The organism is Streptomyces sp. NPDC031497, from assembly GCF_055580905.1.
Window position 1 is genome coordinate 22868 of sequence record NZ_JBVIKO010000008.1, and the last position, 22852, is coordinate 45719.

The following is a 22852-nucleotide window of genomic DNA, read 5'->3' on the forward strand; positions in this document are numbered from 1 at the left end:
ATGGCGAGAGACCGCTTCGTCCCCGATTTCGACCCGGACTGCGGGGACACCGCCCTCACCTCGGCCCGGCAGGACATCGTCATCGGCCGCTGGCAGGGGCTGAGGGACCTGCTGCGGGCCACCGGCCCGGACTGGCTGGTCCGGGGACACCGGGTGCGGCTGCTTGCGCAGGCCTGCGCGGGCAGTTCGACGGCGGAGTCCTGGCTGGCCGCGGAACCGCACGGCGCGGACGCGCTGGCACTGCGGGCGGCGACCGAGACGGCCCGGGCGTTCACCCTGGCCATCTCGGCGGGCCGGGGTGCCCCGATCGACCGGTCCAGGATCGACGCCGCCGTGCTGGCCTGTCTGGCGGCCACGGAGGCGTACCCGCAGGACCCCACCCCCTGGGTCTCCCTGATCTCGGTGGCACGGCTGTATCCGACCGGGGTGCGCCGGCAGGAACTCGCCCGCTGGTGGGACGAGTTGCACCGGCGGGACCCGTACAACGTGGAGGGCCATCTCCAGGTGCTCCACTACTACTCCGCGCGCTGGCACGGCACGCACGGCCTGATGTACGACTTCGCCCGGGACGCGGCCGGGGTGGCCCCGCCCGGCTGCGCGCTGCCGGTCCTGGTGCAGTACGCCAGGGTCGAGGAGTTCCGCTTCGCCCTGGACGAGGCGCAGGGACAGCAGACCTCGGTGGGGCACGGCCAGCACTGGAAACACGACGGGGCGGTCAGCGACGTGCGGCGCACCTGGGAGCGCTGGATCGCCCAGCGCGGCGAGGAACCCGTCGCCCCCGGCGAACTGCGCGACCTCAACTACCTGACGCACGCGGCCTGTCAGGCGGGGGTCACGGACATCGCCTCGGCCCTGCTGCGGATCCAGGGGCGGCGGGTGACCCGCACCCCGTGGTCGTACACCGGTGACGCGGAGAAGCAGATCGCCAAGTGGCGGGCGGACCTGAAGATCCGCGGCTGACGGCGGCGGGCTACGCCTCGGTCCGCTCGGCGGACCGGGCGAGGCCCGTCGTCCACTTCTCCTCGATGCGGCCCGCCTTCCAGATCAGCAGGGCGATCGCCCAGGTGGCGAAGAACAGACCGACGATGACGAAGCCGACGGTGTTGAGGTCGAGGCCGGAGACCCAGTCCCAGAAGAAGCCGTGCAGGTCCATCTTGTCGGCGAGCAGGCCGAGGAGTTCCACCGTGCCGATGATGAGGGCGACGGCGACGGACAGGCCGGTGATGGTGAGGTTGTAGTAGACCTTGCGGACCGGCTTGGAGAACGCCCACTCGTAGGCGAAGTTCATGAACGAGCCGTCGATGGTGTCGAGCAGCGACATACCGGCCGCGAAGAGCACCGGCAGGGTCAGGATGGCGTACCAGGGCAGACCGGAGGCGGCGCCGGAGCCGGCCAGCACCAGCAGGGCGATCTCGGTGGCGGTGTCGAAGCCGAGGCCGAACAGCAGGCCCAGCGGGTACATCTGCCAGGGCTTGCTGATCGAGCCGGTGACCCGGCCGAGGAAGCGGTTCATGAAGCCGCGGTTGTTCAGCTGTGTCTCCAGGGCGGCCTCGTCGAAGGCGCCGGAGCGCATCTGCCGGAAGACCTTCCAGATGCCGGCCAGGATGACGAGGTTGATGCCGGCGATGAGGTAGAGGAAGGTCCCGGAGACCGTCGTACCGATGAGGCCGGTGACCTCGTGGAGGTGCGAGCCGTCGTCCTGGACCGGGCCGGCCAGGGTCTTCATGCCGAACGAGAGCAGCAGGGCGAGGCCGAAGACGATGCTGGAGTGGCCGAGGGAGAACCAGAAGCCGACGGACAGCGGGCGCTGCCCCTCGCCCATCAGCTTGCGGGTGGTGTTGTCGATCGCGGCGATGTGGTCGGCGTCGAAGGCGTGCCGCATGCCCAGGGTGTACGCGGTGACGCCGATGCCGATCCCGAAGGATTCGGTGCCGACGCTGAAGTGCTGCGGGGCGATGATCCCGACCAGAGTGCCCCAGCCGATGACGTGCAGGGCGAGCACGAAGGCGGCCATCCCGCCGACCCTGATCCACTCCTGCCGTGTCATGGAGCCCCGGACACGGTGCCAGGCCGAGCGCTTGGTCTCGGCCTGGGCGGGGAGGGACGGAGCGGAACCAGGGGCGGCCGTCATCGGGAGGTGCATCCTTCGGTCGAGCAGGTTGAGCAGGCGCGGTCAGCAGCCTCGTGTCATCTTCCCGTACTTGCAAATCGTTCGCACTAAAGGCAGTGACAGGCCTTTCCCATGAGAAGGCAAAGGGAAGGCAAGGTGCTCAGCCGGCGAGCAGCCCGCTGCCCAGCCAGTCCTTGCCGTTCTTCACCCCGGGCAGGGCGAAGAAGTAGCCGCCGCCGGTCGGGGAGATGTAGTCGACGAGGGGCTCGTCGATCAGCCGGGTCTGGGTCGCCTCGAACTGGCGCCGGACGTCCTGCTGGTAGCAGCAGAAGACCAGGCCCATGTCGAGGTTGCCGACGCTGTCGACGCCCCGGTCGTAGTTGTAGCCACGGCGCAGGATGCGGGAGCTGTCGGTCCTGGCGGTGCGCGGGTTGGCGAGCCGGATGTGGGCGTCCAGCGGAATGGCGTTGCCCTGCGGGTCCTTGGCGTAGTTCGGGACGTCGGTCTCCTTGGCGCCGTCCAGCGGGGCGCCGGTGTCCTTGCGGCGGCCGAACATCAGCTCCTGCTCGCTGAGCGAGACCCGGTCCCAGAACTCGACCAGCATCCGGATGATCCGGATCACCTGGTAGCTGCCGCCGGCCGTCCAGGCCGGCTCGCCCTGGCCGTCGCCGACCCAGATCAGCCGGCTGGTCTCCCGGGCCGAGTTCACGTCCGGGTTGGCGATGCCGTCCTTGAAGCCGAGCAGGTTGCGCTGGGCGCCGGTGGGGCGCGGGGCGTTCTGGAAGCCGTCCACGCGCCACTTGATCTGCATGGCGCCGCGGGTGTGCCTGGCGATGTCGCGGAGCGCGTGCAGCACGGTGTCCTGGCTGTCGGCGCAGATCTGCAGTGAGAGATCGCCGTGGCACTCGGCGGGCTTGAGGTTGTCGTTCGGGAAGGTCCGCATCGGGGTCAGCCGGGCCGGCCTGGCCTTCGCCAGGCCGTAGCGGTCGTCGAAGAGGGAGGCGCCGACGCCGACGGTGACGGTGAGCGCGTCGGAGGGGACCTCGGGGCCGAGGATGCCGTTGTCGGAGGGCGGCGCGCCGACGCCGAGGTCGGCGGGGGTACCGCCGGAGGTGAGGAAGCGGGCCCGCTCGGTGATCGTCCTCAGCAGGTCGGCGAGGTCCTGCCGGGTGTCGGCGATGACGTCGAGGGAGACGAAGGTGGCGGCGGCCGGGGCGGGGGTGAGGATGCCCGCCTGGTGGGTGCCGTGGAAGGGCACCTTGGCGGTGCCGCCCGCGTCGCCGGTCGCGGCCTGCGCGGTGCCGCCGGCCTGGCCGAGCGCGAAACCGCCGCCGGCCAGGACCGCGCCCGCGGCGCCGGCGCCCAGTGCCGTCCGCACGAAGGAACGGCGGCCCGCGCCCATCGGGCAGGACGGGGTCTCGGCAGCGGACATCGGAGGGTTCCCTTCGTCGTACGGGTGCTGGTGCTGTGCGGTGTCCATCAGGCGGACTTCCTGATCTCCAGGAGGTCCGGCACCGGGGCGAGGTCCTCGAGGAGCTGACCGGTGGCCCCGCTGATCCGCTGCCGGGTGAGGGTGTCGAGCTGCTCCACCGGGGTCCAGGCCGCCCCCCGGTGCCCGGCGTCCAGGAGCTGCTGCAGGCGGGCGATGTCCGCGTCCACGGTGGGCAGCAGCCTGGGCGCTCGGGTCGTCAGCAGCGGCTTGAGTACGGTGAGCAGCTCGCGGGTGCCGGCCAGGTTGGCGTTCGCGGTGGCGAGGTTGGTGCCGCTGCCCTCGTCGGTGTCGGCGGTCAGCTCGAACTGGAGGGTGTTCTCCAGGATCTCGTGGGCGCGCAGCGGCAGGTCGCCCGGGTCGAAGTCCTGGGTGGGGAACGCCTTCTGGAGTCCGGCCGCCGCGTCGGCGAGCGCCTGGGCCGGAGCCTTCAGCTGCCCGGCGGTCTGCGCGTGCCACAGCCCGTACTCGATCCGGTGGAACCCGGCGAAGTCCTGGTCGGCGACCCCTCCCGGGAGGCCGTCGGCTCGGCCGTTGATCTTCTTGTCGAAGTCCTCGAAGGTGCCGTAGGCGGCGCCGAGGGAGGAGTAGGTGAGGTGGGCGGTCAGCCAGTCGGTGCGGGCCTGGGCGAGGTGGTTGCCCGCGATGTCCGCGTCGAGCGTGCGGGTCTGGGCCACGAGGGTGGCCAGCCCCTGCTCCACGTACGCCTTGTAGGCCTTCAGGGGCGTCGCGAGGTCCTGCTCGGAGACCGGTACGACGGCCTGGGCGCCGCTCGCGCCGCCGGTGACCGTGACCGGCGCGGAGGTGACGGCCCTGCCGCCGGAGGGGACGCAGCGCCAGGCGTAGGTGCCGCCGGCGACGGTGGCGACCAGGGCGCGGGTGGTACCGGGGGCGAGGCCCTCGACCTCGCCGTAGACCGCGTTGCTGCTGGGGTCGATCAGGTACACCTCGGCGGTCCTGCTGCCGGTGTTCCGCATCTGGAAGGTCTGCCGGCCCGGCTCGGGCGCGGTGAAGCCCTTGCCGCACTCGGTCTCGGAGACGGCGACGGTCTCACCGCCCGTGGACTTGGGCCGGGCGAAGGCCACGACGAGTCCGGCGACCACGGCCGGGACGGCGACGACGGCGACGGCGATCACCCAGGCGGGGCGGCGGCGCGGCCCGCCGACGGCTCGCGGGCCGGGTTCCGGCCGGTCGTCGGCGAGGTCCGGCCGTGCTTGCCGTTCAGGCTCCCCGGCGGCGGGCAGCGGCGCCGAGCCGACGGCGGCAGGCTCGGGCCGCGACTCGGGCCGGTCCGCGGCGGAATCCGGCACAGAGCCGCCACCTGCGGATTCCGACGCGACCTCGCCCGACTCCGACTCCGACCGGACGGCGGCAGCAGCCGTCGGCTCGGTCCGCTCCGCGGCCTGCTTCGGTACGGACGACCGCACTCCGCGCACGAACAGCGTCATGACGACGGCGAGATAGCCCACGTACCCGATCGCCTGGAGCCACGTCATGGCCGGGGTGATGTTGAGGACGCCCTGGAGGAGCGTGCCGTACCAGGAGCCTGCGTCGATGCTGCCGCTCAGGTCGAAGGCGTAGGCCGTCCTGCCGGGGAAGACCCCGCCTTCCTGGAGGTCCCGCAGCCCGTAGCCGAGGACACCGGCCGCGATCACGATGAGGACGGCGCCGGTGCGGGTGAAGAACCTCGTCAGGTTGATCTTCAGGACGCGGCGGTACAGGCCCCAGCACAGGGCCGCCGCCAGGACCAGGCCGACCCCGGCGCCGGTCAGCGGGCCCGCGGACTCGCCGGCCGCCTGGGCGGTGGTCCACAGGAACAGCGCGGTCTCCAGGCCCTCGCGGCCGACGGCGAGGAACGAGGTGACGACCAGCACGCCCGAGCCCATGGCCAGGGCGCCGGTCACCTTCTCCTTGATCTCGCCGGAGAGGCTGCGGGCCGAGCGGCGCATCCAGAAGACCATCGCGGTGACGAAGGCGACCGCGATCACGCTGAGGGTCCCGCCGAAGGCCTCCTGCGCGGTCGCGGAGAGGGAGGCGGCGGTGAAGGTGAGGACCGCGCCGAAGCTCATCGCCAGCGCGATCGCGGCGAGGACACCCGTCCAGACCTGTGGCAGCCGGTTCCTGGCGCCGGCCCGCACCAGGGTGGCGACGAGGATCGAGACGATCAGGCCGGCCTCGAGGCCCTCCCTCAGTCCGATCAGGAAACTCGGAAACGCGTCGTCCCACATCCGCCGCAGCCCTCCCCGGCAGGCCCGTCCCCGCCCAGTGGCTCGAACTTAGTGAAGGCATGCCTTACTTCCGTCGACCATGATGACTACACCCGTGTAGTCGGTCGGTCATGAACCGGCAATGGTGCGGCAAAAGTCGCGAGCACATCCGGACTCGCGCGCCCGGGAACACGGGCCGGCCGGCGATCGTCTACAGTCCAGTAGACCGATATCGTGCAGGAAAGGGCCGCCACCGAGGTCATGAACCACAAGAGGACCGCGGAGTACGCGGCGAGCATCGGCCTCGGCGCGTGGGCCGCGTTCGCCGTGCTGGCCCTCGTCGTGGCCGGCCACCACGGCGCCCCGCTCGCCGTGGACCGCACCCTGCTGGCCTGGTCCCTCGGTCACCGCCCGGACGTGGCGGTGGCCGTGGCCCGGGGACTCACCGCGACCGGCACCGGGGTCGTGCCGTACGCCCTGGCCGTGCTGGCCGGGCTGCTCGCGGGCCGCACCCCGCGGCAGCGACTGGCCGCCACGCTCCTCTGCGTGACCTGCCTCGCCCTGGGCCAGGCGGCCCGGTTCGGCGTGCTGGAGCTGATCGCCCGGGCCCGGCCGCCGCAGGCCGACTGGCAGACGCATGCTTCCGGCTGGTCGTTCCCGTCCGGCCACAGCACGACGTCCGCACTGGCCGCCGGGCTGGTGGTCCTCGCACTGTGGATACGGGACCCGCGCGGCCGTACGGCGTGGTGCGTGGCCGTCGCCTGCTGGGGGCTCGCCGTCGGGGCCACCCGCGTGTTCCTCGGTGTGCACTGGTGCACGGATGTGGTCGGCGGCTGGTTGTTCGCGGTCGGCTGGCTCGGGATCTGCTGGTACGTGGCCGCCCGTCGGATGCCGGATCCGGGGGCCCCGGACGACGTGCCGGAGAGTCCGGTGACGGAGACCGGCGGGAAGAACGGCGGTTGAGGCCGGGGCCGGTGCCACCGGACCCCGCCCGGCGCGGGCCGCCCGGTCACAGCGCCCGGCGCCGGACCAGCAGTCCGAGCACCAGCAGGCCCGGCAGCAGCGGCAGCCACACGGTCAGCAGCCGGTAGCCGAGCACGGCGGAGGCGGCCGCGGCGGCCGGGGTCCCGGAGGCGGTCAGGGCGAGGGCGAGGGCCGCGTCGAGCGAGCCGAGTCCGCCCGGGGTGGGCAGCAGCGCGGCGGCGCCGCTGGCGGCGAGGTAGAGCAGCGCCACCCTGGCCGGGGACAGCGAAAGGCCGACCGCCCGGGTCACGGCGATCAGGACCAGGGCGTGCAGCCCGGCGAACGCGAGGGAGCCGCCCCACAGCGCGGCCGCGCGGACGGGGCGCGCATGCAGGGCCCGGATGTCGGCGGCCACGGCGGTCACCGCACCCCGGCAACGGGCCCACACCCGGGCCCGGATCAGGACGCCGAGCAGGACGGCCGCGGCGGTCACGGCGAGGAGCGCGGCGAGGGACAGGTGCGGGATCCGCAGCAGCCCCGGGCAGGCGGGGGCGAGGACGGCGATCAGGGCCAGGCGAACCACGGCACCGGCGGCCGCCTTGACCGCGAGGGCCGACGCGCCGCGGCCGGCCGGGAGTCCGCACCGCATCAGGAAACGCAGGTTCACCGCGCCCGCGCCGAGCCCGGCGGGCAGCAGATGGTTGGCGGCCGAGGCGGCGAACTGCGCGGCGACCAGGCGCCCGCCCGGCAGCCGGCGGGCGACCGCGCCCTGCTGGGCGAGGGCCGAGGACACCCAGGTCCCGACCGCCGCCAGGGCCGCCACGAGCAGCCAGCCCTGGTCGGCGACGGCGAGCCGGAGCGCCCCGTGCTCCACGGTCGGCCAGTGCCGGCGGAGCAGCCAGCCCGCACCGGCCAGCAGGGCGAGGCAGAGACCGGTCTGCCAGTAGACACCCCGGCGGCCCGTGACGGGCGTGGCGTTCACGTTCGGGACCATGGCGGCACCCACCCCTGTTCCCCTACAGCTCGCAGGACCGTTCTTGGGCTTCAGGGACAAACACTGACAAACTATCCACAATTACCGGCGTAGGCCGCGCAGGTACGTCCATACGAACAGCGGCACTACGCGCTGTAAGGTTGTGCCATGGCTGGCACAGGGTCCCGCGGCAGGGCGGAGCGGCGCAGCGCCGGAGAGCTCGAGAGCGAAGTGCTGGCAGCCCTGTGGGCGACCGAACGCCCGTTGACCCCGGTCGAGATCCAGTCCGAGATCGGCGGCGGACTCGCCTACAACACGGTCCACACCATCCTCAAACGGCTGTACGACAAAGGGCTGGTACTGCGGGACGCCGACGGGCGGCGCGGTGCCTACCGGCCGGCGAAGAACGCGGCCGAGCTGACCGCCGAGGCCATGCACGAGGCCCTGGACCGGGGGCCCGACCCGATCGCCGCCCTCCAGCAGTTCGTGTCCGGGCTGAGCGCGGAGGAGGAGCGGGCGCTGCGCAATCTGTTCGCCGGGGGCGGCGCATGAGGTTCGACGTCTACACCCCGCTGCTGGTCTCCCTGCTGCTGCCGTCGGTCAGCGCGGTGATCGGCCGCCGGGTGGCTCCGGCCCTGGCAGCGCGCGTGCTGACCTCCGCCGCCGTGCTGACCGCCGCCGCGACCACCTGGTCCCTGGTGCTGCTGACGACCGCGCTGCTGGGCGACGCCCCGCCGGTGATCCGGGAGGCCCGCGAGGACGGGCGCCCGCTGACCGACCCGGTGCCCGAGGTGATCGGCGTCGCCGCCTGCCTCACGCTGGCCGTGGTGGTGTGGCGGATGCAGCGGGCGGTGCGCGCCGAGCGCCGGACCCGGCGGGCGCTGCGCCGGCTGTGCGAGGGGCATCCGGGGGACACCGAACTGATGGTGGCCGACTGCGAGGTGCCGCGGGCGTTCGCGATCCCGGGCCGGCCGGGCCGGATCCTGGTCACCTCGGCGATGCTGAGCGCGCTGGCACCGGCGGAGCGGCGGGTGCTGCTGGCCCATGAGCGGGCCCATCTGACGCACCGGCACGGCCGCATGGTGACCGCGGTGACCCTCGCGGCGGCCGCCAACCCGCTGCTCGGACCGGTCCGTGCGGCCGTGACCTTCCTGGTGGAGCGGTGGGCGGACGAGCAGGCGGCGACGGAGGTCGGCGACCGGGTGACAACGGCCCGCGCGCTGGCCCGCGCCGCCCTCAGCGCGGGCCGAGCCCGCGCGTCCTGCGCCCTCAGCTTCACGGACCGCGCGGTCACCCGCCGGGTCGCGGCGCTCCAGACCAGCCCGCCGCCCTCTCTGTGGCCGGCCGCGACGGGCGTGCTCGCACTGGGCGCACTCGCCGCGGTGTTCGCGGCGGACGCGACCACCGATCTGGTGGGCCTGCTTTTCCACACGGTCATGTGAAGCGCCCCTTCAGGGGCGCTGGGGATACCCCCAGCGCCCCCAAGACAGGGCGCTGCCGCTCAGGCAGGCCGAGTCGGCGCCCGGTGCGGCGGCTGGCCCGGTGTCGGCCCCGGCCTGGCCGGCGGCACCGCCCGCACCGCCGGGCTGTCCGTGCTGACCGTCAGTGGCTCCCCGTGGTGGTGGACGGTGAGCGGTGGGCCGTCGAGGAGGGTGTAGGTCGCCTTGTCGGCGCCGATCTCCACGCGCAGCCTGCTGCCCCGCAGTTGCAGATTGAAGGCGAGCCGGCGCAGCCGCTCCGGCAGCCGGGGCGCGAACCGGGCGCCGTCGTCGTAGTGGCGCATCCCGCCGAAGCCGGCCACCAGCGCCATCCAGGTACCGGCCAGGGAGGCGATGTGCAGTCCGTCGCGGGTGTTGTGCTCCAGGTCGTCGAGGTCCATCAGCGCGGCCTCGGCGGTGTAGGCGTGGGCCAGCGTCAGATGCCCTGCCTGGGCGGCGACGACGGCCTGGCAGCAGGCGGACAGGGAGGAGTCGCGCACGGTCAGCGGCTCGTAGTAGGCGAAGTTGCGCGCGATGTGCTCTTCGTCGAAGTACGGCCCGCAGGTGTACATCGCCAGCACCAGGTCGGCCTGTTTGACGACCTGTTTGCGGTAGAGGTCGAAGTAGGGGAAGTTCAGCAGCAGCGGGTACTGCTCGGGGCTGGTGTTGGCGAAGTCCCACCGCTGGTAGCGGGTGAACCCGGCGTGCTGTTCGTGGACGCCGAGTTCCTGGTTGTAGGGGACGTGCACGGAGTCGGCCGCGTCCCGCCAGGCGGCGCTCTCCTCCGCGTCGACACCGAGCCGCGCCGCCTGCCGGGGGTGGCGTTCGACGGCGTCGGCGGCGGCCAGCAGGTTCGCCCGGGCCATCAGGTTGGTGTAGGTGTTGTCGTCGGCGACCGCGCTGTACTCGTCGGGGCCGGTGACGCCGTCGATGTGGAAGGCGCCGCGGCTGTCGTGGTGGCCGAGCGAGCGCCACAGCCGGGCGGTCTCCACGAGCAGTTCGACGCCGGTGTCCCGTTCGAAGTCCGTGTCGCCCGTGGCGGCGACATAGCGGACCACCGCGTCGGCGACGTCGGCATTGACGTGGAAGGCCGCGGTGCCGGCCGGCCAGTAGGCCGAGCCCTCCGAGCCGGCGATGGTCCGCCAGGGGAACGCGGCGCCGTCCAGGCCGAGTTGGGTGGCGCGTTCGCGGGCGGCGGGCAGGGTGTTGTAGCGCCAGCGCAGCGCCTCGGCGACGGCGCCGGGGGCGGTGTGGGTGAGGACGGGCAGCACGAACATCTCGGTGTCCCAGAAGGCGTGCCCGTCGTATCCGGAGCCGGTCAGCCCCTTGGCGGGTATCGCGCGCTGCTCGGCGCGGGCCCCGGCCTGGAGCACGTGGAACAGGGCGAAGCGGACGGCCTGCTGGACCTCCTCGTCCCCGTCCACCTCCACGTCGGCGCGGGACCAGTAGTCGTCCAGGTAGCCGCGCTGTTCGTCGGCGAGCCCCTGCCAGCCCTCGTGCGCGGCGGCCGCCAGGGCCGCGTCGACCTGGTCGGCCATGGCGGGCAGCGAGCGCACCCCGGACCAGCCGTGGGCGACGAACTTCTCCACCCGCAACCGCTCCCCCGGCTCCAGCACGGAGGCGACGGTCAGCCGGGCCATGTCGGTGTCGCTCTCGGCGTCCGTGGTGGTCCCCCCGGGGCCGGCGATCGTGTGGTCGGCGGCGACCGCGACCCGCAGGCCACTGCGCCGGGTGCGGTGCACCAGGCGCAGCCGGCGCCCGGAGGCGAAGTCGTCCTCCTGCTCCAGCGGGGACTCCAGCGCCACCGCGGCACGCGGGTCGCCGTTGGCGCCGGGCAGCTGTTCGTTGGCGACCAGTTCGGACTGGACCACGATCCGGCAGCGCCGGTCGACGGCCTCGACCTCGTAGGCGACGGCGGCCACCGCCCGCTGGGTCAGCGACACCAGCCGGGTCGAGCGCACCCGCACGGTGGAGCCGGCGGGCGAGGTCCACTCGCAGGTCCGCTCCAGCACGCCCCGGCGCAGGTCGAGGACCCGCTCGTGGGTGACCAGCCGGCCGTAGCGCAGGTCGAAGGGCTCGTCGTCGACGAGCAGCCGAAGGATCTTGCCGTTGGTGACGTTGATGACGGTCTGCCCGGACTCCGGATAGCCGTAGCCTGCCTCGGCGTACGGCAGCGGGTGCACCTCGTGCACGCCGTTGAGGTAGCTGCCGGGCAGGCCGTGCGGCTCGCCCTCGTCGAGGTTGCCGCGCCAGCCGACATGCCCGTTGGACAGCGCGAACACCGACTCGCTCTGCGCGAGCACGTCGAGGTTGAGGGCGGTCTCGCGGACCGCCCAGGGCTCGACGGCGTACGACCGGTGGGTGATCACTCCTTGCCTCCCAGCTCGGAGAGGTCCGTCACGACGGTGTCCGCGCCGTGCGCGTACAGGGCGTCCTTCTGTCCGACGCGGTCCACGCCGACGACGTACCCGAACCGGCCGGCCCGGCCCGCGTCCATGCCGGCGAGGGCGTCCTCGAAGACGGCGGCACGGGCGGCCTCGACGCCGAGGTCGTGGGCGGCGGCCAGGAAGGTGTCGGGGTGCGGTTTGCCGGGCAGATCGCGTTCGGCGGCCACCACTCCGTCGATGCGGACGTCGAAGAAGTGCTCGGCGCCGATCGAGCGCAGCACGTCACGGCAGTTGGCGCTGGAGGAGACGATCGCGGTGCTCAGCCCCTGCGCGCGGACCGCCTCCAGGTAGCGCAGGGTGCCGTCGTAGGCCTCGACGCCGTCGGTGTGGATCTTCTCCAGGAGCAGTTCGTTCTTGCGGTTGCCGAGGCCGTGCACGGTGGCGGCGTCCGGCGGGTCGTCCGGGGTGCCCTCGGGCAGGTGGATGCCGCGGGAGTCGAGGAAGGCGCGGACCCCGTCGGCGCGCGGACGTCCGTCGACGTACTCGTCGTAGTCGGCGACCGAGTCGAAGGGCCGCTGGCCGTCGTAGCCGCGCAGGAAGGCGTCGAAGGTCTCCTTCCAGGCCGCCGCGTGCACGACGGCCGTCTTGGTGACGACCCCGTCGAGATCGAAGAGACAGGCCTGGATGGTGTCGGGCAGACCGAGTGCTGTCATGTCCGGCATCTTCCCCACCCGGCGGCTTCCAGGGGGTGGTACACACCACATCCCGGGCCCGGTGTCACACTTTTTGCGTGCCGCTGACTTTCGACGACCTCCTCGACCGGGCCCGTTCACTCGCCGGACGCGGTCCGCGCGCGATCCTGGGCATCGCGGGCGGCCCCGGCGCCGGCAAGTCCACGCTCGCCGAGCATCTGGTGCGCGAACTGAACGGCTCCGGCGAGCCGTGGGCGGCGCAGGTGCCCATGGACGGCTTCCATCTGGCCGACGTCGAACTGGACCGGCTGGGCCTGCGGGACCGCAAGGGCGCGCCCGCGACGTTCGACGCGGCCGGGTACGCGGCGCTGCTGCGGCGACTGCGCGAGGACACCGGCGAGGTGGTGTACGCGCCGGGCTTCGAGCGGGTCCTGGAGCAGCCGTTGGCGGGCGTGATCCCGGTGCCGCCCTCGGCCCGGCTGGTGGTGACGGAGGGCAACTACCTGCTGCTTGCGGAGGGACCCTGGGCGCGGGTGCGGCCGGCCCTGGACGAGGTGTGGTTCTGCCAGATCGACGAGGCCGAACGGATACGGCGACTGGTCGCCCGGCACGAGGAGTTCGGCAAGGGGCACGAGCAGGCGGTGGCCTGGGTGGCGGGCACCGACCAGCGCAACGCCGACCTGGTCGCGGCGACCCGGGACCGGGCGGACCTGGTGGTGCCGGAGACGGCGCTGCTTTGAGCGCGGTTCGGCAGCGCCCCGTAAGGGGCGCCGGGGGTACCCCCGGCCGAAGGCCGGGGGAGGAACTGCGCGACCAGCCAAGACGGCGCGGCAGCCGAACGACGGCACGGTACTTGCAGCGCAGCGCTCAGCAGCCGGTGAGGGCGAGCCCGGGATCGCCGTGGGCGTCCTCGGTCTCGACGACGGCCGTGAACGCCTCGGTGTGCACGGTCAGATCGCCCTCGAACGACGGCGCGAATGCCCCGCCGGGCCCGTACCGTACGGCGAACACGTGCAGGTGCGGCGGTGCGCCCGGCGCCGGTTCGGCCTCGTACGCCGTGGAGGCGACCAGGTGGCGCCAGCCCTCGTCCGGGTTGCCGTAGCCGCGAGGGTCGGCGGCGAGCGCGAACGCGGCCTGTTCCTGGGTGAGTTCGGCGCGGGCGTCGAAGTGGTCCACGCCCTGCCGGGCGGGGTGCGTGAGGCGCAGGGCGCCCGCCGCGGCCACCTCGCCCTCGGCGACCCGGCGCACCCGGTCGCCGTCGTCCGCCGCGTACGGCAGCCCGGCCAGCAGGTACGGCGTCCCGTCGAGGCGCTCCACGGCCACCGTCACCCACAGGCGGGTGCCGTCCGTGACGTACAGCGAACGCACATGGCGCAGCACGTGGTCACGGCCCACGACCGGCTTGCTGACCAGCTTGGCGGTCAGGCCGTCGGCGTGGACGTCCCGGACCCGGACCTCGCCCATCGGCCGGCAGTACAGGAAGCCGTCCAGGACCGGGCCGAAGCCGTGCTGCCGGTTCACCGCCGCCGGGAGGTGGTAGGTCCCGCCCGCCTCGATCAGCGCCGGGGTCATCCGGTGGTCGAAGGCCACCGAGACGGTGCCCGCGCGGAGTTGGTGGCGGGCCGGGACGGTCGAGGGGGTGCGGTGCCAGGGCGTGGTGTCCTGGATCTGCCAGACCAGCATCCAGGCGAAGTGCCCGTCGACACCGCCGTCCGCCTTGACCGCGTGCCGGCCCCAGTGGGTGTCGCCCCGGTAGCGGCCCAGGTCGGAACCGATCCGGGCGCCGAAGTAACGCAGCCCCAGGACGGACTCGAAGCCGGAGTGCTGTTCGCTGTAGCGGGGGCCGCCGTTGTCGAAGCCGCCGCCCGGGAGCCGGGCGTCGAGGTAGCGGGCGAGTGCGTCGCCGTCCTCCGCGAACATCGGCTCGCCGCTGATCCGGTGGGCCTGGGCGAGGAAGGACAAGGAGATCGGGCCGTAGTTGTTGTCGTAGGCGCCGCCGTGCTCGGGGGGCAGCAGGGCACCCCGGTCCAGGACGCGGTGGGCGCGGATCTTCTCGGCGTACAGGGCCAGCGCCCGCCCGCGGACCCGCTCGCCGTCCCCGGCGGGAAGGTGGCGGGCCAGCATCAGCCCGCCGACCACGCACCCGATCGCCTGGTTGCCGGCCTCCTGCGGGTTGAAGAAGGTGGCCTCGATCAGCCAGCGCCAGTAGCCGCGGCTCACCTCGGTCAGCGCGGCGCGCTGTTCGTCGTCGACCAGGCCGTCCGCGAGGTCGAGGACGTTGACGGCCTGGAGGAGCGCCCAGACCGTGCTGGGCCAGTCCCCGATCGGGTGCGCGCCCGGCGCCAGGACGTACCGGGCGTACGGGAGGCCGGAGTCGCGGACCGTCAGGTTCGGGTAGCCGGGGTTGTCCTCGGTGTAGACCCGCTCGCGCAGATGGAAGGCGAGGCTGCGGTGCACGGCCTCCGGCAGCCGCGGGTCCTTGGTGCGCTGCCAGGCGAGGGCCAGCAGGGAGGTGACGCCGAGGGAGGTGTCGCCGATGTCGTCGTCCGCGTCGGGGTGTTCGAGGTTGCCCTCGGGGGTGAGGCGGGCCAGGGCCTGTTCGGCGACGTCGGCGAGGACCGCGTCGTACGCCTCGGGGGTGGACGGCAGGTCGTGCAGCGGGCCGAGCTGGCGCGGCAGGTGCATCGGAGGGGGTCAGCCCTTCATTCCGGAGGTGGCCGTGGCGTGGGTGGTCAGGGTCGGACGACGGGTGAGGGACGGCGGGCGCGCAGTGTGACGTTCAGTGTCTGCGGGCCGTGCCCACCGAGGTAGACGCGGTTCCCGGTGGTCGCGTCGGTGCCGCCCACCACGGTGTGATCCTGACCCGGGTCGTACCGCAGTACGTCGCTCCGGTCCGGCCCTGCAAGGGCTTCGCCCGCCTCGACGTCGGCCTCGACCCGGATCTCGTCGGCGCCGACCCGGTAGGTCATCGGCCCGGTCGTCAGGCACCAGCGTCCGTCGCCGATCGGTACGGCGCCCTCGGGCACGCCGCCCGGCCGGAAGGTCAGTTCGAGGGCCCAGGGCACCCGTGGTCCGCTGATGTCGATCCGCAGGTCGGCACCGTCGTCCCGCAGCTCCGCTTCGACGCGGGTCGTGTGGGAGACCTCGTCCCGGGGCCGGTCCGGGAAGGCCATCGCGGCCGAGAAGCGTCCCTCGTCCGTCACGTAGTAGGCGCCGTCGTCCCGTCGCCGGTCCGGTGGGAGCGGCTGGTAGTAGGCGGCCGTGAGGGTTTCGGTGAGCCGGTACCGGTGGTCGGCGAGCTGTTCCATGCCGGCGGCGCGGAACGGACCCAGGTCGAAGAATCCCCGGGAGAGCCGGACCGCGTCGAGGACGGCGTCACCGGCGAACAGGCGCAGGAAGGTGGGATTGCAGGCGAGGCCCGAGCGGATGCGCCGGTGCTCGGGCACGTCCGAGCCGCCGTACAAGACGCTGTGCGCGGTGGCGGAGGCATGGGAGGCAAGGCGGGCCGTGGTGAGGTAGCGGGCGCGGGGAAGGGGTTCCGGCGCCGGTGCCGGCAGTACGCGGCACAGGTCGGGGGTGAGGAGGGTCTGCGCGAGCAGGTCGGGGTCGTCGATGCCGTCGGCGGCCGCCAGCCGCGCCGCCCGGCTGAAGTCGCCCCGGCCGGTGCGGATCGCGAGCAGCCGGTAGTGCGCCAGGTAGTGCGCCAGCGGGAACGGACGGTTCTGGTCCTGGCGGCGCGAGTGGACGGTCTCCACCGTGCCGTCCGGCCTGATGAGGTCCAGGGTCGCGGTGAGGTTGCGTTCGACGGCGTCCCGCAGGTCGGCACGGCCGAGGACGTCGGCCAGGAGCAGCAGCGACGGGTTGGACACGTGGGCCGCGTAGTTGGCGCTGCGCTCCGAGTACAGGCCCTCCTCGTCGATGTCGACACCTTCGGCGAGCCATGCGCCGACGCGGTCGAGCAGTCGGCGGTCCGGGAACGACCGGTGCAGCCGGGCCAGCGCCGCGGACAGCTCCCAGCGGTGGTTCGGGGTGTGCACCCCACCGGTCAGGAGGGCGCCGGAGGCGGCGTCGGCGATCTCGGCGAGCGCGGCCGTGACGTCGCGCAGTTCCGGCCCCGCGCCCGCGGCGAGGACGTGCGCGTCGCACACGTCGTTGACGGTGAACGCGGAGTCCGGCGGTGACTGCACGTTGTCGCCGCCGGCGAAGAGGCCGGTGCCGGTCTGTACGGCCCGGAGGGCGCCGAGGTGGGCCATCGCGGCGGCGATGGCCCGTCCGCTGCCGTGCAGTGCCGAGTCCGGGGAGCGGTACGCCGCGACCAGGGTCTTCACCCGGCGTGCCAGAGCGCGGTGGGTCACCCCGGCGGGTTCCTCGTCGGGGTGAGCCGCCAGGGGGGCGGCCAGCCGGTCGGCCGCGCCGGCCGCCGCGCGGACGAACTCGTGGTCGAGCGGGGTGGACAAGGTCAGTCCTTCAGTCCGGCGTTGATGTCGGCGCCCATGACGTAGCGCTGGAAGACCAGGAAGATGGCGATCAGCGGGATCATGGAGATGACCGATGCGCCGAGCAGGACCGACCAGTTGATGTTCTGCGCGCCGACGATGCTCTGGATGCCGATCTGCACGGTGAACTTGTTGGGGTCGTTCAGCATGAGCAGCGGCCAGATGTAGTCGTTCCACCGCCACTGGAAGGACAGGATGGCGAGGGTCAGCATGATGGGCCGGGAGAGCGGCACCATGATCCGCAGGAAGATCGACAGTTCGCGGGCGCCGTCGATGCGTGCGGCTTCCACGAGTTCGTCGGGGACCGTGATGAAGAACTGGCGGAACATGAAGCAGCCGGTCGCGGTGAGCACGGCCGGGAGGATGATGCCGGCGAACGAGTTGTAGAGGCCGAGGTTGCGGACCACCAGGAACTCGGGGGCGAGCATGACCTCGCCCGGCAGCATCGTGGTGGCCAGGATGCAGATGAAGAACGCCTTGAGCCATTTGTTGTCGTACTTGGCCAGCGCGTAGCCGGTGCAGCAGCTGACGCCCACCGTGAGGATCGTCGTGACCACGCACACGATGGTCGTGTTGATGAAGTACTGGGAGAAGTTGGCACTGCGCCACGCCTGGGAGTAACCCGACAGGGTGGGGTGGTGCGGAATCAGCGTCAGCGGATAGGAGAACAGGTCCCCGGCCGGCTTGAGGGAGCTGAGGATGAACCACAGCACCGGCAGCCCGTAGAGGCACGCCATGATCCACAGCAGTGTCGTCGCGGGTACCGCCCGCCGGAGTCCGCCGCTGCTCGCACCGCGGGACCGCTTTCTGGAAACGGGCCGTCCGGGACCGGCGTCGACCGGGCGCGGCGTGTCTGTGGTTGTCATCGGTTCTCCACCCGCCGGTTGACGATCAGCTGGATGATCGCGACGGCCATCAGGATGAGCATGAGCACGAACGACGCGGCGCTCGCGTAGCCGATCTGGCCCCGTTGGAAGCCGGTCTGATAGATGTACTGAACAAGCAGATTGTTCGACGTGCCGGGTCCGCCGTTGTTGAGGGAGACGAACACCGGGTATTCCTTCATCGCGTTGATCGTGTTGAGCAGGATCACGATGAACGACGTGGGCGCGATGCTCGGCAGCGTGATGCTGATGAACTGGCGCCAGGGGCCGGCCCCGTCGAGCGAGGCCGCCTCGTAGTACGACACCGGTACGTTCTTGATCGCCGCGATGAACAGCAGCATCGAGAAACCCGTCCAGGCCCAGGATGCCGCGAACACCACCACCAGCAGCGACAGGTCCGCGTTCGACTGCCATGGAACGGCGGACCCGCCGAGCTTCTCGATGACGTAGTTGACCAGTCCGAAGTTCTCGCCGAACAGCCACCGCCACAGGACACCCACGACGATGGGCGACAGCAGCCATGGAATGAAGAAGATGACACGGGCGACGGACGCGCCCTTGGCGTGCTTGCTCACCAGCAGGTTGGCGGCGAGCAGTGAGAGCGCGAAGTTCAGCGGAACGAAGAGGACGGTGTACAGCAGCGTCCGGGTCAGCGCGTCGTAGAAGGCGGAGTCCCCGAACAGGTTGTGGTAGTTGTCCAGCCCGATGAACTGGTACGCCCCCACACCCGTGTAGTTCGTGAAGGAGTAGACGAGCCCGATCACCGCCGGCCACGCGAAGAACAGCGCGAACAGCACGACATTGGCCGCGATGAGGACGAGCGGCGCGAGGGTGTAGGTACTGCGTCTCCTGGGCGGCCTCACGGACACTGCCGCGGCACTTTTTGTCATCTTCCTGACTTCCGTGCTGGTGGATGGGTTGCTGTGGACTCACGCCGTGAGCCCGGCATCAGGTGGGCGACCGGTCCCGGGCGGCGGTGTCTCGACCCCGCCACCCGGGCCCTTGGGCCTACGATCAGCCGCCGACCTGCTGGTTGTAGCCGTCCACGATGTTCTGGAGGGCCTTGTCGACCGACTGCTGGCCGTTGATCGCCTTGCCCATCTCCGTCTTGGTCGGGTCGGTGGTGAGGCTCTTGCCCTTCAGCACCCAGTTCGTCTGCGCGCCGTTGAAGTAACCCGAGATCGGGGCGTAGAGCGGAATCTCCTCGTTGTACAGCTTGAACGCCGCCTGCGCCGCCGCGGAGGTGAAGGGGTACTTCGGGGTCAGACCGCTCTCGACCGGGAGGAACCCGGAGGCCTGGACCAGCTCGGTGTACTGCTTCGGCTCGTACACCCAGGACAGGAACTTCTTCGCGGCGGTGGACGCGGCGCCGTTGTTGTTGAAGCCCACCATCATGCCGCCGCTGTTGACGTCGCTGGCCTGCACCGGCTGGGCGGGGGTCGGGACGCTCGCCCAGTCGAACTTCTTGATGCTGTCCGCGAAGGAGGCGACCTGCCAGACGCCGGACCAGTAGGCGACCACGTCACCGCTCTGGAACATGGCCGACGGGTCGGCGCCGCTGGTCCACACCGACTTCGGCATGACCTTGTCGTCGTTCAGACCGACGAAGTACTTCACGGCCTTCGTGGTCGCCGCGTCCACCGAGAACTTGCCGGAGGAGTCCGCGTGGACGTACTGCCCGCCCATCTCGTACACCATGGCGCGCAGCCGGGACGGCGACTGGTCGAAGGTCAGGGAGTACTTGGCGCCGGTCTTCTCCCGGACCTTGTTCGCCGCCGCGATGAACTCGGTCCACGTCCAGGTGTCCGAGGGCGAGGTCGGGACGGCGACGCCGGCCTTCTTGAACAGCGTCTTGTTGATGAACAGGCCGGACGCGGTGACGTCCGAGGGGATGGACAGCACCTTCCCGGACGAGTCCTTGGCGAGGAAGTTGGCGTTGATGTTGTAGCTCTTGTTGTTGGCGATGGAGCTGAGGTCGATCAGCTTGTTCGACCAGATCGGGTCGAGCGCCGGCACGTCCGCGACGTCGGGCAGGGAGTTCGCCTGCGCGGCGTTGTGCAGCTTCGTCGGGTAGCCGTCGTAGGGGATGTTGACGAGCTTGACGTTGACGCCGGCTTCCTTCTTGTACTGCGCCACCAGCTTCTTCCAGCCCGCGTCCTGTCCCGGGACCGTGGAGATCCAGAACGTCAGCGACTTGGAGGTCCCGCCCGAGCCGGACCCCGACCCGCAGGCGGAGAGCAGCAGGGCTCCTGCCGAGGCCACGGCAGCGAGGGGAATCAGGCGGCGCATACCGCCGCGGCCGAGTCGGCGGGAGCGCCGCACACCCACAGTGGTCATCTTCGTTCCCATTTCGTCGAACGGACGGAGCACGGCGCCGACTGAGGCGGCACGGGTGCATTTTGAAGGAAAAGTCGCTTTCCGGGGGGCGCGGCCTCGCCCGGCCGCATCGTCCACGCGGGGCGAGATCCCCGGCCGTCCTGGCCGTCACCGCACGGGCACGCCCTCATGCGGTTGCCGTACGTCGCGTACGGGCTGGGAGGCTCACCCCAAGCCGGCGTCCCGTCCGGCTTAGAAAGCGCTTGTCCGGACATTGGCAGACCGATAAGGAAGCCGTCAATCCTTCACCTGCGCGCCTTCGGTCACGTTTTGGACTCCCTTGGCCACGGCGAGCCGAGCGGCACCCACCACGGTACCGAGATCGCCGATCTGGCTGCTGACCACCTCGGTGGGCCAGCTCAGCCGCCCCAGCTCGGCCCGCACCCCGGGCAGGAGCTGCGGGTCCGCGCCGGTGCTGCCGCCGAGCACGATCAGCCCCGGGTCCAGTACGGCGGCCACGGCGGCGGCCAGCCGGCCCACGTCGGCGGCATGCCGGGCGACGAGGGAACGGGCCGGACCGCAGCCCTCGGCGGCCAGCGCGAACAGCTGCTCGGCGGTACGGGGGCGTGGGCCGTCGCCATCCCGCCAGGCCTCGGCGGCCCGGCGCAGCAGCGCCTGGGAGCCCACGTACGCCTCCAGGGCCTCCTGACGGGGCTCCCGGTCGTCGTCCCAGGGGTAGGGCAGCCGGGCCAGCTCACCGGCCGCGCCGTTGGCGCCGCGCAGGACCTGGCCGCCGATCACGATGCCCAGACCGATACCGACGCCGATCCGCAGGTAGCCGAAGGTGCGGCGGCCCCGGGCGGCGCCCTCGTGGAGCTCGGCGAGGGCGGCGCAGTTGACGTTGTTCTCCAGGTGGACCGGGACCCCCGGCGGGAGGGCGACCGAGACCGCGTCGAAGACGGGCCCGGCCTTGGCGGTCGCGGGACGCATCCCGGTGCCCGCCAGGTCGGGGGCGGTGACGTCACCGATGGCGACGACGATGGCCCGCAGCGGGGCGCCCGCGGGCAGCGCGGCCAGGGCCTCGCGGACGGCGTCGGCGGCGCGGGTGCGGGGCGTGTCCGCCTCGGCGAGCAGCGTGCCGTCCAGGGCGCAGCCGCGCACCCGGGTGTGGGCCGGGCCGAGGTCGACGGCGAGGACCGAGCCGGAGGCGGGCCCGAGGCCGTAGACGGCGGCGGAGCGGCCGGTGCCGCCGGACGCGGTGCCGGAGTGGGTGGCCAGCCGGGCCCCCTCCAGCTCCGCGACGGCGGCGGAGACCGTCGGCTTGGAGAGGCCGGCGAGGCTCGCGAGCTGCGGCCGGGTGGCGCTGCCGGCCTGGGCCAGCACGGCGAAGACCGCACCGGCGCTCTCGGTGAGCCGGGGGACCTCAGTCACGACGTGTTCCACAGTTCCCCCATGGGTCAGGGGCCGCGCTCCCCCGGGTGTCGCGGGATGCGGCGATGCGGTGCCCTTGTGCCGCGCGGTTGTGGCCTCGACAGCGTCCCGTTGATCGAGTCCGCGGCAACTCTTGACGCACTGTACTTCGTTAGTTAACTTCCTAACGAAGTACACGGTACTCGCCTGCCGTGCTCCGCAAGAAGCCCGTCCCGGGGCTTCCCGACTTGCTCAACTCCTGTTCGGCCAGGCACGGTTCGCCCGCCGTCGCAGCCAAACGCTCCGCTGGAAGCGCCGCGATGCGCCGTCGTTCGCCCGCGGCGCCCCTTCGGGGCGCTGCCGCACCGCAGCGGCCGGCCCTGAGTGCCGGGCTCTTCGGCGCTGTCCGCCCAGACGACGTAAGAGGATCCGTGCAGGACACACCTTCTCTCCCGCTCGTGGTCGGCATCGACGTGGGGGGCACCAAAACCCATCTCCGCGCGCTCAGCGGCGCGGACATGGTCGCCGATCACGTCCGCTCCAGCAGCGGCTGGCGGCCGCACGACCCGGCCGCCGCGGCCCGCTGGCTGGCCGCGCTGGTCCACGAGGCCCTGCCGGCCGGCGCCCGCCCCGCCGCCCTCGCCGTCGGCGGGCACGCCTGTGAGACCCCCCGCCAGTGCGCCGGTATCGCCGCCGCGCTGACGGAGCTCCTCGAGGTGCCCGTCCAGGTGGTGGGCGACGCGGAACTCCTCGTCCCCGCCGCCGGTCTGGACAAGGGTGTCGGCCTGGTCGCCGGCACCGGCTCGGTGGCCGTCGGCCGGCAGCCCGACGGCAGCCCCGTGCAGGTCGGCGGCTGGGGCGCGGTCCTCGGCGACGAGGGCGGCGCCGCCGGGCTCGTCCGCGAGGCCGCCCGTGCCGTCTGGGCCGCACACGACCGCGGCGAGGCCCCGGACGCCCTCGCGACCGGACTCGTCGCCGCCTTCGAAGTGGCCGAAGTACCTGCGCTCGGCGCCGCCCTCGAGAGCGCCTCCGACGTCTCCGCCGAGTGGGGCCGGCACGCCCCGGCGCTTTTCGCCGCGGCCGACGCGGGCTCCCGGCTCGCCGCCGACGTGATAGCCGACGGGGGCCGCGCTCTCGCCGGCCTCGTGGTCCGGCTCGCCGCCCGCGGTCTCGCCGTGGACGACGTGGTGGTCGCGGGCGGCACGATCCTCTCCCAGCCGCGGTTGTACGACGCCTTCACGACCGCGCTCGCCGAGGCCGTACCCGGGGCGCGGCCGCGGCCGTTGCGACTCCCGCCGGTCGAGGGAGCGGTGGCGCTGGCGCGTTCGATCCTGTGAGAAACCCGTCCGCAGCCCCTCCGGTCTCGCGCGCCTGGACCACGGGCTGTTCGACGCTGCGAACGCGCAGGTCCCGGGCGGTACTTCCTGTGAACCACAGGGGTGCCGTT

Annotated in this window: 18 protein-coding genes; 6 read left to right on the forward strand and 12 right to left on the reverse strand. The window is 72.4% G+C overall.

All coding sequences use genetic code 11. From position 1 onward, the window contains the following. Positions 1–960 (forward strand): hypothetical protein, encoded by a 960-nt coding sequence (locus tag ACZ5K7_RS18155; RefSeq protein WP_351696812.1) that lies wholly within the window; start codon positions 1–3, stop codon positions 958–960. Between the two features lie 10 nt (positions 961–970). Here ACZ5K7_RS18155 and nicT read toward each other — a convergent pair whose 3' ends face one another. The 3 genes from nicT to efeU all read right to left on the reverse strand — a co-directional run bounded on the left by nicT (position 971) and on the right by efeU (position 5827). Beyond that, complete coding sequence (gene nicT / locus ACZ5K7_RS18160; protein WP_468914543.1) at positions 971–2131, reverse strand: Nickel transporter NicT; 1161 nt, start codon at positions 2129–2131, stop codon at positions 971–973. Positions 2132–2270: 139 nt separating this feature from the next. Then, the gene (gene efeB / locus ACZ5K7_RS18165) at positions 2271–3542 is read right to left on the reverse strand and encodes an iron uptake transporter deferrochelatase/peroxidase subunit (RefSeq protein WP_468914545.1); all 1272 of its coding nucleotides are present in this window, start codon (positions 3540–3542) and stop codon (positions 2271–2273) included. 47 nt (positions 3543–3589) lie between these two features. Beyond that, complete coding sequence (gene efeU / locus ACZ5K7_RS18170; RefSeq protein ID WP_468914547.1) at positions 3590–5827, reverse strand: iron uptake transporter permease EfeU; 2238 nt, start codon at positions 5825–5827, stop codon at positions 3590–3592. A gap of 240 nt (positions 5828–6067) precedes the next feature. Here efeU and ACZ5K7_RS18175 point away from each other — a divergent pair, with 240 nt between their 5' ends. After that, positions 6068–6769: a phosphatase PAP2 family protein gene (locus ACZ5K7_RS18175; RefSeq protein ID WP_468914928.1), complete on the forward strand. Its 702-nt coding sequence runs from the start codon at positions 6068–6070 to the stop codon at positions 6767–6769. A 46-nt stretch (positions 6770–6815) separates the two neighbouring features. Here the strand turns inward: ACZ5K7_RS18175 and ACZ5K7_RS18180 are convergent, their stop codons facing one another. After that, positions 6816–7763, reverse strand: coding sequence for a lysylphosphatidylglycerol synthase domain-containing protein (locus ACZ5K7_RS18180; protein WP_468914549.1), 948 nt, complete (start codon positions 7761–7763; stop codon positions 6816–6818). Between the two features lie 147 nt (positions 7764–7910). Between ACZ5K7_RS18180 and ACZ5K7_RS18185 the strand changes: the two genes are divergently transcribed. Together ACZ5K7_RS18185 and ACZ5K7_RS18190 are read left to right on the forward strand one after the other, a co-directional pair. Next, the gene (locus ACZ5K7_RS18185) at positions 7911–8294 is read left to right on the forward strand and encodes a BlaI/MecI/CopY family transcriptional regulator (protein ID WP_351696823.1); all 384 of its coding nucleotides are present in this window, start codon (positions 7911–7913) and stop codon (positions 8292–8294) included. Beyond that, on the forward strand, positions 8291–9184 hold the full coding sequence (locus ACZ5K7_RS18190) for a M56 family metallopeptidase (RefSeq protein ID WP_468914551.1): 894 nt from the start codon (positions 8291–8293) through the stop codon (positions 9182–9184). Before ACZ5K7_RS18185 ends, ACZ5K7_RS18190 begins: the two co-directional genes overlap by 4 nt. 59 nt (positions 9185–9243) lie before the next feature. Here the strand turns inward: ACZ5K7_RS18190 and ACZ5K7_RS18195 are convergent, their stop codons facing one another. Both ACZ5K7_RS18195 and ACZ5K7_RS18200 read right to left on the reverse strand, forming a co-directional pair. After that, positions 9244–11589, reverse strand: coding sequence for a glycoside hydrolase family 65 protein (locus ACZ5K7_RS18195; protein ID WP_468914553.1), 2346 nt, complete (start codon positions 11587–11589; stop codon positions 9244–9246). Further along, complete coding sequence (locus ACZ5K7_RS18200; protein ID WP_468914555.1) at positions 11586–12320, reverse strand: beta-phosphoglucomutase family hydrolase; 735 nt, start codon at positions 12318–12320, stop codon at positions 11586–11588. The genes ACZ5K7_RS18195 and ACZ5K7_RS18200 overlap by 4 nt, the downstream gene beginning before the upstream one ends. A 77-nt stretch (positions 12321–12397) precedes the next feature. On the opposite strand from ACZ5K7_RS18200, the gene ACZ5K7_RS18205 reads away from it, so the two are divergent. Continuing rightward, positions 12398–13039, forward strand: coding sequence for a nucleoside/nucleotide kinase family protein (locus ACZ5K7_RS18205; RefSeq protein WP_468914557.1), 642 nt, complete (start codon positions 12398–12400; stop codon positions 13037–13039). A 127-nt stretch (positions 13040–13166) separates the two neighbouring features. Here the strand turns inward: ACZ5K7_RS18205 and ACZ5K7_RS18210 are convergent, their stop codons facing one another. The 6 genes from ACZ5K7_RS18210 to ACZ5K7_RS18235 form a co-directional block, all read right to left on the reverse strand. Beyond that, positions 13167–14984, reverse strand: coding sequence for a hypothetical protein (locus tag ACZ5K7_RS18210; RefSeq protein ID WP_468914559.1), 1818 nt, complete (start codon positions 14982–14984; stop codon positions 13167–13169). A gap of 47 nt (positions 14985–15031) precedes the next feature. Next, positions 15032–16756, reverse strand: a complete 1725-nt coding sequence (locus tag ACZ5K7_RS18215) for a hypothetical protein (RefSeq protein WP_468914560.1) — start codon at positions 16754–16756, stop codon at positions 15032–15034. Between the two features lie 2 nt (positions 16757–16758). Further along, positions 16759–17661: a carbohydrate ABC transporter permease gene (locus tag ACZ5K7_RS18220; RefSeq protein WP_351696842.1), complete on the reverse strand. Its 903-nt coding sequence runs from the start codon at positions 17659–17661 to the stop codon at positions 16759–16761. Next, positions 17658–18569: a carbohydrate ABC transporter permease gene (locus ACZ5K7_RS18225; RefSeq protein WP_351696844.1), complete on the reverse strand. Its 912-nt coding sequence runs from the start codon at positions 18567–18569 to the stop codon at positions 17658–17660. Before ACZ5K7_RS18225 ends, ACZ5K7_RS18220 begins: the two co-directional genes overlap by 4 nt. Positions 18570–18693: 124 nt before the next feature. Continuing rightward, positions 18694–20016, reverse strand: a complete 1323-nt coding sequence (locus tag ACZ5K7_RS18230) for an extracellular solute-binding protein (protein ID WP_468914562.1) — start codon at positions 20014–20016, stop codon at positions 18694–18696. A 276-nt stretch (positions 20017–20292) separates the two neighbouring features. After that, on the reverse strand, positions 20293–21438 hold the full coding sequence (locus ACZ5K7_RS18235) for an ROK family transcriptional regulator (protein ID WP_351696850.1): 1146 nt from the start codon (positions 21436–21438) through the stop codon (positions 20293–20295). Positions 21439–21836: 398 nt separating this feature from the next. On the opposite strand from ACZ5K7_RS18235, the gene ACZ5K7_RS18240 reads away from it, so the two are divergent. After that, a complete protein-coding gene (locus ACZ5K7_RS18240; protein WP_468914563.1) occupies positions 21837–22742 on the forward strand; it encodes an N-acetylglucosamine kinase in 906 nt (301 codons plus the stop codon). Positions 22743–22852 lie beyond the last annotated feature (110 nt).